This window comes from Hyphomicrobium sp. LHD-15, from assembly GCF_031157355.1.
Classification (GTDB): Bacteria; Pseudomonadota; Alphaproteobacteria; order Rhizobiales; family Hyphomicrobiaceae; genus Hyphomicrobium_C.
In genome coordinates this window covers 160,222-171,211 of the sequence record NZ_JAVIFT010000004.1, presented here as the reverse complement: position 1 = coordinate 171,211, position 10,990 = coordinate 160,222, and the positions used below count along the sequence as shown (strand labels likewise).

The 10,990-nt window shown below is 63.9% G+C and carries 5 protein-coding genes; 4 read left to right on the top strand and 1 reads right to left on the bottom strand.

Translation table 11 applies throughout. The features are described from left to right. Positions 1–39 precede the first annotated feature (39 nt). The 3 genes from RCO24_RS14230 to RCO24_RS14220 all read left to right on the top strand — a co-directional run bounded on the left by RCO24_RS14230 (position 40) and on the right by RCO24_RS14220 (position 9,154). A complete protein-coding gene (locus RCO24_RS14230; RefSeq protein WP_308963009.1) occupies positions 40–801 on the top strand; it encodes a CmcI family methyltransferase in 762 nt (253 codons plus the stop codon). Between the two features lie 272 nt (positions 802–1,073). Beyond that, positions 1,074–8,762, top strand: coding sequence for a tetratricopeptide repeat protein (locus tag RCO24_RS14225; RefSeq protein WP_308963007.1), 7,689 nt, complete (start codon positions 1,074–1,076; stop codon positions 8,760–8,762). Between the two features lie 116 nt (positions 8,763–8,878). Further along, complete coding sequence (locus tag RCO24_RS14220) at positions 8,879–9,154, top strand: helix-turn-helix transcriptional regulator (RefSeq protein WP_308963005.1); 276 nt, start codon at positions 8,879–8,881, stop codon at positions 9,152–9,154. Between the two features lie 14 nt (positions 9,155–9,168). Here RCO24_RS14220 and RCO24_RS14215 read toward each other — a convergent pair whose 3' ends face one another. Further along, positions 9,169–10,194, bottom strand: coding sequence for a chemotaxis response regulator protein-glutamate methylesterase (locus tag RCO24_RS14215; RefSeq protein WP_308963003.1), 1,026 nt, complete (start codon positions 10,192–10,194; stop codon positions 9,169–9,171). Positions 10,195–10,508: 314 nt separating this feature from the next. Here RCO24_RS14215 and RCO24_RS14210 point away from each other — a divergent pair, with 314 nt between their 5' ends. Continuing rightward, a complete protein-coding gene (locus RCO24_RS14210; protein WP_308963002.1) occupies positions 10,509–10,901 on the top strand; it encodes a response regulator in 393 nt (130 codons plus the stop codon). The last annotated feature ends 89 nt before the right edge of the window (positions 10,902–10,990 follow it).

Here is a 10,990-nt window from a genome sequence, read left to right as displayed (position 1 = left end):
GAGCCTCAGAATCCATGTGCGAAAGGGCAGCTCATCTCCATGCTGAAGATCGATGAGGTCCGTGGTGTTGTGATTGCCGAAGGACCCGAAGGCGAAACCGTTCACCGGCTGGATAGCCCCGAGGCGTTCAGTCTTGTCTCGAAGGCCTGGGTCCGCTGCGGTTGGGACACGAAATATGTCTATTCTTTCAGTTGGATGGGCCGCCCCGTCATCCAGCTGCCCGAAGACATGCTGCGCATACAGGAAGTGATCTACCGGGTGAAGCCGGATGTGATCATCGAGACCGGCGTGGCGCATGGCGGCTCGCTGATTTTCTACGCCAGCCTCTTCAAGGCCATGGGCAAGGGCCGTGTCATCGGCATCGATATCGAGATCCGGCCCCATAACCGCAGCGCCATCGAGGCGCACGAGATGAAGCCGCTGATCACGCTCGTCGAGGGGAGTTCGGTGGCCCCCGAGGTGGTCGGCGCTGTTGGCGCGATGGTTGCGCCGGGCGAGACGGTGCTCGTCCTTCTCGACAGCAACCACACCAAGGCCCACGTGCTAGCGGAGCTCGAGGCCTACGGCCCGCTCGTGACGCCCGGCTCCTACATCGTCGCGACCGACGGCATCATGAAGGAAGTGGTAGGCGCACCGCGCACCGCTCCCGACTGGGATTGGAACAATCCGCTCGATGCCGCCGCCGAGTTTGCGGCGAACCACCCGGAGTTTTCTCTCGAAGAGCCGGAATTCCCCTTCAACGAAGGCGTGGTCACCGAGCGCGTCACCTATTGGCCCCGTGGATTTCTGAGACGGAAATAGGGCTAGGCCCCAAACTCAATCAGGATGGCATCACGATGAGACGAGATTGGCCGAGGGCCACGAGAAGTGCGAAGAGCGATGGCGTTCCATCGGTCGAGCGGTTCGACGCCGCCATCGGTCAATCCCGTCTCACGGCAGAGCCGCGCGGTTCTTTTGCTCGCCCGGTTCGTCGCAAGACCTTGCAAACCATGAGGTTTGCGGCGGTCTCGCTCCTGCCCGCCGAACAAAAGCCCTCGCGTCGTGACGCTATCCTGATTGAGTTTGGAGCCTAGATGCAGCGCCAGCCGACCGCCAACAGCGAAGCAAAGGACGGCCAGGCGCTTTCGCAGCGTGTCCAAGCCCTTCAGCAGAGCGCGATGCAGGCGCTCGATCGCGGCGATCTCGCGACGGCCGCTTCTGAAGCGCAGCTCGCTATCGAGGCCGCACCCGAGGATGCACTGGCCTGGGAAATCCTGAGCCTCGCGTTGCACCGGGGCGGAGCTCTCGATCGGGCGATTGCCGCCGGCCGTCGCGCCGTCGCGCTCAAGCCGGACGCTGCCGACTATCATGCCAACCTTGGCGTCGTACTGAGGGCCGCCGGCCGCACTGGCGAGGCTGAAGCCTCCTACCAGGCGGCGCTCGCGGTAAACCCGAGCTTCGCGCCCGCTCACAACAATCTCGGCAATATCGCGCGCGATGCCGGGCGCTTCGCCGACGCCGCGGCGAGCTATCGCAATGCGATCGCGGCGAACGCGTCCTACGCCGATGCCTGGCACGGGTTCGGCATTGCGCTTCAGCGCATGGACAAACTGGTGGAAGCCGAGCAAGCGCTTGATCGCGCCCTTGCGCTTCGCCCCGCTCGTGCGGACATCATGTCCGATCTCGCGGCGACCTACATGGCGCAGCAGAAATTCAACGAGGCATCTGAGCTTCTGGCGAAGGCCGTCGCGACGGACCCGAATTCGGCGCTGGCGCTTGGAAATCTCGGCGCGCTGAAGATGCGCATCGGCCATTTCATCGCGGCGGAGCAAGCGACATCCCGCGCGATGGCCCTGGCTCCAAACGAGCAGCGCTGGGTTAGCAACCTCGGCGTGATCTGCAAGGATCTCTCACGTTACGTTGAAGCGGAGCGTTTATTCCGCCGGGCTCTTTCCCTGAAGCCTGATTATGCATTGGCGCATGCGAACTTGCTGTTCTGCCTGAACTACCACCCGGACCGGAGCGCGGAGGAGATCTTCGCGGAGTACCAGCGTTTCGATGCGGCTCATGCTGTGCGCCACAAGCCGGCCGAGCTGCGTTACGCCAACGACCCGAACCCGGATCGGAAGATCAGGGTCGGCTTCCTGTCTCCGGATTTCCGCGAGCACGCGGCCCGTCACTTCCTCGATCCCCTGCTTCGCTACCTGGACCGGTCGAAGCTCGAGATCGTCTGCTACGCGGAGGTGACCAACGAAGACCACGTCACCGCGAGCTTCAAGGCCATGTCGGACGTCTGGCGCTCGACGGTTGGCCTCTCCGACGATGCAGTTGCGGACCTGATCCGCAAGGACCGGATCGACATCCTGGTGGACTTCGGCGGCCACACGTCGTCGAGCCGGATTCTGGCGATGGCACGGAAGCCGGCGCCGATCCAGGTCGCCCACCACCTGGGCCATGGCTATACGTCGGGCCTGTCGGCGATCGACGTGTTCCTGTCGGACCAGGAGATGGCCCCGGTCGGGTCGGAGCACCTGTTTGCGGAGAAGAGCATCGTCCGCCTGTCGCGCATCCCGGTGGCCTATCAGGCCCCTGAGGGGATGCCGGAGGTGGCCTCGCTGCCGGCATTGAAGAACGGGTTCATCACGTTCGGCTACTTCGGCCGCCCGGAGCGGATCAACGACCGGGTTGTGAAGGCGTGGTCGGAGATCCTGGCCCGGGTTCCGGGCAGCCGGCTGATGCTGAACTCGAAGGCGTTCTCGGAGAAGGCGTTCTCGGATCTGATGGCGCAGCGGTTTGCGGCGCATGGGATCGGGCGAGAGCGTCTGCACTTCGTCTACACGAGCCCGCAGCCGAAGACGTGGTCGGCGTATGGCGAGGTCGACATCGCGCTGGATCCGTTCCCGCACAATGCGGGGACGACGACGATCGAGGCGCTGTGGCTGGGGGTTCCGGTTGTGTCGGTCGAGGACCGTCCGTCTGTGGGCCGGTTCGGCGCGAGCAACCTCGGCGCGGTGGGCCTGCGGGACTGGGTTGCGACGGACGTCTCGGGGTATGTGGCGCTTGCGGCGTCGAAGGCGTCGGATGTGAAGGCGCTGTCGGCGCTGCGCGCGGGGTTACGCGCACGCGTGACGGCCTCGCCGCTGGCCGACGGTCCCGGCCTCGCCCGCGAACTCGAAACAGCGTTCCAGAAGTTGTGGAACGATTGGTGCGCCACGACGGCGGCCAAGAAGCAGCACGCCACCGAAGATATCAAATCCGCGCGCACGCGCCGGACCAAGGAGTTGGCCACTGCTCAGCGCCTGGACGTCGCCGGCAAGCTCGACGAAGCGGCCCAGCACGTCGTCAAGCATCTGGCCACCGATCCGAGCGACGTCGACGCCGGCTGCTACCTCTCGGATGTCATGCGCCGTCTCGGCCGCCTCTCCGATGCCGAGGCGATGGCCCGGGCCATGCTCAAGATCGAGGGAACGAGCGCCGGTGCTTCCAACGCGCTCGGCAATGCGCTCTCCGCGCAGCACCGCCTGACGGAAGCCGAAGCCGCTTTCACCGATGCCATCATGGCCAAGCCCGGCCACGCCGAGGCTTTCAACAATCGCGCGTTGATCCTGATGCGCCGCGGCAAGCTCGTTGCCGCCGAACGCGATCTGCGCACTGCGCTTAGCCTGCGCCCGGACCTCCCGGAGATCGGCTACAACCTCGCAAACGCGGTGCAGGATCAGGGCCGCGCCGCCGAAGCGGTCGATATTTTCCGCGCTACCCTCGCTAAGACGCCCGGTCATCCGACCGGCCACGGCATGATGCTGTTCGCCGTGACCTATCACCCGGGCCTCTCGGGCGAGCAGATCTTCGAGGAGTTCCGCAACTGGAACGACATGCACGCCGCGCGGCATGCGCCGAAAAATCCGGTCTGGCCGAACGACCGCACGCCGGGCCGCCGCCTGCGCGTCGGCTACGTATCGCCGGACTTCGCCACCAAGTCCTCGCGCCACTTCATCGAGCCGATTCTCGTCGGCCATGATCGCAGCAAGGTCGAAGTCTTCTGTTACGCCGAGGTTCCAGCCCCGGATGCCGAGACGCACCGCCTGAAGGCGCTCGCCGAGCATTGGCGCGGCACGGTCGGCCTGTCCGATGATGCCCTGGCCGATCTCATCCGGCGCGATCGCATCGACGTGCTGGTCGATCTCGGCGGGCATACGGCGCGCAACCGGCTACTGGCATTTGCGCGCAAGCCTGCGCCCGTCCAGGTCGCGCATTTCCTCGGGCATGGCTACACGTCCGGCCTGACGGTGATGGACGCGTTCCTCGCCGATGATGCGCTGGCGCCCGAAGGTTCCGATCATCTGTTCTCCGAGCCGGTCGAACGCCTGCCGCGCATGCCGGTGACCTATCACCCGCCGACGGGCATGCCCGAGGTGGCGCCGCTCCCGGCCCTCAAGAACGGCTATGTGACGTTCGGAAATTTCGGCCGCGCCGTGCGCCTCAACGACGAGGTGATCGCGACCTGGGCCGAAATCCTAGCCGCCGTGCCGAAGTCACGGCTTGTTCTGAATACGGTCGCTTTCCTCGACGAGGAGATCTGCCGTCGCTATCGCGGCCTGTTCGCCGATCGCGGCATCGCGTCCGATCGCGTCGATCTCGTCTTTACGACCCCGCAGCCCAAAACCTGGGATGCCTACGGCGCCATCGATATTGCGCTCGATCCGTTCCCGCACAACGGCGGTACGACGACCATCGAGGCGGCGTGGCTGGGCGTTCCGTCGATCTGCCTCAGCACGCGCCCGTCGGTCGGCTGCTTCGGCGCCACCATCATGGGCTCGCTCGGGCTCGGCGATTGGGTCGCCGGCACGCGGGCGGACTACGTCGCGAAGGCCATCGAACGCGCAGCGGACATTGAGGCGCTTGCGAAGCTGCGCGCGGGGCTTCGTGCGCGCATGGCCACGTCGCCCTTGTGCGATGCGCGCGGGCTCTGTGTCGAGCTTGAACGCGTCTATGGGAAGCTCTGGCAGCGCTATCTCGATCGCGAGGAAGCCATCGAAAGCCTGCAGAAGGCGGCGGGCTGGGCTTACGGCCGTGGCAATGCCACCCGCGCTGTCGAGCTGTTCGAGGAAGCCGTGAAGCGGAGCCGCCGCGGGGGCATCCTCTCCAATCTTGGTGCGGCTTTGCGCGCTTGCGGCCGCGAAGCCGACGCCGAAGCCGCCTATCGCGAGGCGATCGCGCGCGATCCGACATTCGCCAACGCACGCGGAAACCTCGGCAACCTGCTCTCTGGCCGCGGCCGTCTGGCCGAGGCCGAGGTCGAGCTGCGCCGTGCTTACGAGCTTTCGCCCGAAGATCCGCAGATCCTTCGTAATTTTGGCCTCTGCTTGATGCGCCAGCTCAAGGCCGGCGAAGCCGAGAAGGTTCTGCGCAAGGCGGCGAGCCTGATGCCGCGCGACGGCGACGTTCAGGACAATCTCGCTCAGCTCCTGCGCCAAAAGGGCGAGCCGGTTGCGGCCGTGAAGATCTATGCCAGCGTGAGCGAAGAGATCGCCAACAACTGGCGCGCGATCGGCAACCAGGCGCTGCTGATGCAGGACCTGTCTCTCTATACCGAAGCGGAGCGTTTATTCCGCCGTGCTTTGTCCCTGAAGCCCGATTATGCATTGGCGCATGCGAACTTGCTGTTCTGCCTGAACTACCACCCGGACCGGAGCGCGGAGGAGATCTTCGCGGAGTACCAGCGTTTCGATGCGGCTCATGCCGCCCGCCACAAGCCGGCCGAGCTTCGTTACGCCAACGACCCGAACCCGGATCGGAAGATCAGGGTCGGCTTCCTGTCTCCGGATTTCCGCGAGCACGCGGCCCGTCACTTCCTCGATCCCCTGCTTCGCTACCTGGACCGGTCGAAGCTCGAGATCGTCTGCTACGCGGAGGTGACCAACGAAGACCACGTCACCGCGAGCTTCAAGGCCATGTCGGACGTCTGGCGCTCGACGGTTGGCCTCTCCGACGATGCAGTTGCGGACCTGATCCGCAAGGACCGGATCGACATCCTGGTGGACTTCGGCGGCCACACGTCGTCGAGCCGGATTCTGGCGATGGCACGGAAGCCGGCGCCGATCCAGGTCGCCCACCACCTGGGCCATGGCTATACGTCGGGCCTGTCGGCGATCGACGTGTTCCTGTCGGACCAGGAGATGGCCCCGGTCGGGTCGGAGCACCTGTTTGCGGAGAAGAGCATCGTCCGCCTGTCGCGCATCCCGGTGGCCTATCAGGCCCCTGAGGGGATGCCGGAGGTGGCCTCGCTGCCGGCATTGAAGAACGGGTTCATCACGTTCGGCTACTTCGGCCGCCCGGAGCGGATCAACGACCGGGTTGTGAAGGCGTGGTCGGAGATCCTGGCCCGGGTTCCGGGCAGCCGGCTGATGCTGAACTCGAAGGCGTTCTCGGAGAAGGCGTTCTCGGATCTGATGGCGCAGCGGTTTGCGGCGCATGGGATCGGGCGAGAGCGTCTGCACTTCGTCTACACGAGCCCGCAGCCGAAGACGTGGTCGGCGTATGGCGAGGTCGACATCGCGCTGGATCCGTTCCCGCACAATGCGGGGACGACGACGATCGAGGCGCTGTGGCTGGGGGTTCCGGTTGTGTCGGTCGAGGACCGTCCGTCTGTGGGCCGGTTCGGCGCGAGCAACCTCGGCGCGGTGGGCCTGCGGGACTGGGTTGCGACGGACGTCTCGGGGTATGTGGCGCTTGCGGCGTCGAAGGCGTCGGATGTGAAGGCGCTGTCGGCGCTGCGCGCGGGGTTACGCGCACGCGTGACGGCCTCGCCGCTGGCCGACGGTCCCGGCCTCGCCCGCGAACTCGAAACAGCGTTCCAGAAGTTGTGGAACGATTGGTGCGCCGAGCACAGGAAGCGCGACGTCGCCAACATCAACGCCACATTTGATAAGTCCGTCCGGGCTTTTCAATCCGGCGACTATGCACACGCGCACGCCTTGGCGAATGCCGTGATCGTCGCGATGCCCCGGCATACCGATGCTTGGCATCTGCGCGGCGTATCGGCTTTCAAGCTCGGGCGGCTGCCGGAAGCCGTCTCCGACATGATCGAGGCGATCCGCGGAAATCCCGATCGGGCCGACTTCCGCTGGAACATCACGCCGATGCTGCGCGGAATGGGCCGCCTTCCGGAGGCCGAGCTTCACGGCAAGGAAGCGGTCAGGCTCGCCCCTGAATCGCCCGAAGCGCACAACAATCTTGGAACTGTCTACAAGGATATGGGCCGCGTTGCCGAGGCCGAAGCGCACCTGCGCCATGCCTTGAGGATTCGGCCGGATTACTCCGACGCCTGGTGCAATCTCTCGTGGACGCTCTCTCTTTCGGGCAATGCGCGTGAGGCCGAGGCGGCGGCGCGGCGGGCCTTTGAGCTGAACCCGCGTGACGCCAATGCGCTGAACAACATCGGCACCGCGTTGATGCAGCAGGACCGCCTCCCCGAGGCGGCCGAGTGCTTCGCTCAGGCCGTGGCGATCAAGCCGGACTTCTCGATCGCACATTCGAACTATCTGTTCTGCCTGAACTACCGCACCGACCTCTCGGCTGAAAAGATCTTCGAAGCCTATCGCGGCTGGGATCGCGTCCACGCGGCACCATTGCGCCCCGCAAATCCCGCCTATTCCGGAACCCGCGATCCGAACCGTCCCCTCCGCATCGGCTACGTGTCGCCGGACTTGCGCTATCACGCGGTAAGCTTCTTCATCGAATCGCTGATCGCGGCCCACGATCAATCGCGTTACGAGGTCACCTGCTACGCCGAGGTCGCCAACCCCGACGCGGTCACCGAGCGTTTCAAAAAGCACGCCACGCGCTGGCGCTCGACCGTTGGTCTTTCGGACGCCGACCTCGCCGAGCTGATCCGAAAGGACGGCATCGACGTTCTGGTTGATCTCGCCGGTCACACTTCCGGTAACCGGCTGCTGACGTTCGCGCGCAAGCCCGCACCTGTCCAGGTCGCGCATATGGTCGGTTCCGGCACGACGACCGGCCTTTCTGCAATCGACGCGTTTCTGATCAACGAAGCCCTGCTGCCGATGGGCGCAGAGCGCTACTTCTCCGAGCGCCCGATTCGCCTGTCGCGCATGCCCCATGTCTATGTGCCGCCGGAAGGAATGCCGGAGGTGGCGCCGCTTCCGGCCCTCAAGAACGGCTATGTGACGTTCGGCTGCTTTAGCCGTCCCGCCCGCATCAACGAGGATGTCATCAAGGCGTGGGCACGGATACTCAAGTCGGTGCCGAACTCCCGCCTTGTGCTCAACAGCAAGCCGTTCCGCGAGGAAGAAAATTGCATTGCCTGGCATAATCGTTTCAGCGCTTTGGGGCTGGAGCCGGGCCGCGTGAAACTCGTGTACACGTCGCCCCAGCCGCGCACCTGGGATGCTTACGGCACCATCGATATCGCGCTCGATCCATTCCCCCACAATGCGGGAACGACGACGATCGAGGCGCTGTGGCTCGGCGTGCCGGTTGTGTCGCTGGCCGGGCGCCCGCCCGTGGGCCGTTTCGGCGCTTCGATTCTCGGTAGCGTCGGGCTCGAAGATTGGGTGACGGACAACGTCGATTCTTACGTCGCACGTGCCGCCACCGCTGCGAGCAACATCGCGGCGCTCTCGCGTTTGCGTCAAAGCCTGCGCGAAAAGTTCAAAGCCTCTCCGATCGGAACCGACAGCGTCGGGCTCGCACGCGAAGTCGAGGCGGCGTACCGCTCGCTGTGGATTGCATTTTGCACACACTCGGATGCGCGCGTGTGATCCGGGCGCTACCCAACAGGTTCAGATAAGCCTGTTGCCTTAGCCCTGTTTACATAAGGCGAGTGCAGACCGATCTGTTGAAGTGCGTAGAAGACGATGAGCGAGGGGCGGGACGCGTGACGACACTTCAAGAAGAAATTTCGATATCCGTACCCAAGCGCAGAGAGCTGCTGACGAGGCGCGAGCGCGATTGCCTCGTGTTGAGCGGCCGCGGCAATTCCGAGAAGGAAGTCGCGCAGAAGTTGGACATCAGTCCCAACACCGTGCGCGTGCATATCGAGAACATCAAGCGCAAGCTCGGCGCGGCCAACAAGAGCCACGCGCTCATTCTGTCGCTGCTTTCGGGCGAAACGGAACTCTGCGATTTCGAGGACGACGACGTCGCGATCTAACGCGATGCGCTAACCTAGCACCCAAGCGCCGACCGCACCCGCGCGCCGATCTGATCCAACGGAAGCACCTCGTCGGCGCCGCCATGCTCGACAAGCGAGCGCGGCATGCCGTAGACCACGCACGAAGCCTGGTCCTGCGAGATATTATAGCCTCCGAGCTTCCGCAGCTTTGCAAATTCAATCGCGCCGTCGGCACCCATGCCGGTGAGCATCACGCCCAGAACGTTCTTTCCGAACGCAGCCCGCGCGCTCTCGGTAAGCACGTCGACTGAGGGCTTATAGAGGCTTTCGCCCTGATCGGCGGCCACCTTGAGCTCGCTGGCGGAGACCCTGGTTTGCATGCCACCGGGTGAAATATAGACGGTGCCCTTCGTAAGCGGCATGCCGTCGGCAGCCTCGACGACAGTGGGCTTGCACGTGTCGTTGAGCCGTTGCGCCAAGGCCTTCGTGAAGTTGGGCGGCATATGCTGAGCAATCACCACCGGAACGGGTAGATTGTCGGGGAACTGCGAAAGCACGGTCTGGAGCGCCTGCGGGCCTCCGGTGCTGGAACCGATGATGCAGATTTTGGCCGTAACGCGGGCTCCGCCTGCCGCGCGCGAAGGAGCCATGGGGCGAGCAAGCGCGGGCCGCTGAGTCGAGGCGCGTGTTTTCTGAATCCGGGCTTCGACGGCAGCCAGAAGTTTTTCGTGGATGCGATCGACGCCGCGGGATTTCGGAATGAAATCGACGGCACCGAGCGCCAGCGCTTCGAGCGTAATGGCCGCGCCCTGCTCGGTTCGCGCGCTGAGCATGATCACGGAAGATGTGCTTTGGCGCACGATCTCCTTCAGCGCATCGATGCCGTTCATGATCGGCATGTCGATGTCGAGCGTCACGACATCCGGAGAAAGCGCGAGGGTCTTTTCGACCGCCTCACGTCCATTGGACGCCGTTCCTATAACTTTGAACCGCGGGTCGGACTCGATCTTGGGAGGTAGAACGCCCCGCATGAAGGGGGAGTCGTCCACGACCAGAACACGAATGAGAGGTGCGGACATATCTCGATGCTTCCTCGACGGCTTCTGGAGCGTTTGCGCGCCGGGCTTCGGAAGCGGCTCGCGACGGGCCCCAGGTGCCCATTGGTCTTCTTTAAAGGAGATAGTTAATCGAGATTGGTTGCGATTCCGTTACGGGCAAGCGCTGAAAAATTACAACAAATACGGACGGACTCGGCCTCTTCCAAGGATCGCTATTAATACTATTGCAAGCAATCTACGGGCATACTTTGCAGACATCGACGGAGTTAGCTGCGTACAAGGTCCGCGCCTAGAGGACCACGTGTGCATGATATGGGTTTGAAGGGGATAGGGTTATGAGCGTTAACAACATGCCTGTACTCGTCGTGGACGATTACAGCACCATGGTGCGGATTATTCGCAAGCTTCTGAAGCAGATCGGATTCGAAAACGTCGATGAAGCCTCGAGCGGTGAGGCTGCCCTCCAGAAGATCAAGGCCAAGCAGTACGGCCTGATTATCTCGGATTGGAACATGGAGCCGATGACGGGCTACGAGCTGCTGAAGGTCGTTCGCGCCGATCCTGAAATGAGCAAGACGCCTTTCATTCTCGTCACTGCGGAATCGAAGCAGGACAACATCAACGCCGCCAAGAGCGCCGGCGTGAGCGGCTACATCATCAAGCCGTTCAACGAAAAGGTTCTGAAGGAAAAGATCGACCTCGCTCTTGCTGCGCCCGTCGCGGCCTGATCTGCGAAATAGTCGATAGAGAGTTCAAAGCCTCGGGCCGAAGGTCCGGGGCTTTCTCGTGGTACGGCGTGAGGTAAAGGAGCGGGGCC

What these genes read in the sequence shown, in the direction of transcription:
- RCO24_RS14215 (WP_308963003.1), bottom strand. Translation starts at nt 10,194, where the DNA reads ATGTCCGCACCTCTCATTCGTGTTCTGGTCGTGGACGACTCCCCCTTC.
- RCO24_RS14230 (WP_308963009.1), top strand. Translation starts at nt 40, where the DNA reads ATGCTGAAGATCGATGAGGTCCGTGGTGTTGTGATTGCCGAAGGACCC.
- RCO24_RS14225 (WP_308963007.1), top strand. Translation starts at nt 1,074, where the DNA reads ATGCAGCGCCAGCCGACCGCCAACAGCGAAGCAAAGGACGGCCAGGCG.
- RCO24_RS14210 (WP_308963002.1), top strand. Translation starts at nt 10,509, where the DNA reads ATGAGCGTTAACAACATGCCTGTACTCGTCGTGGACGATTACAGCACC.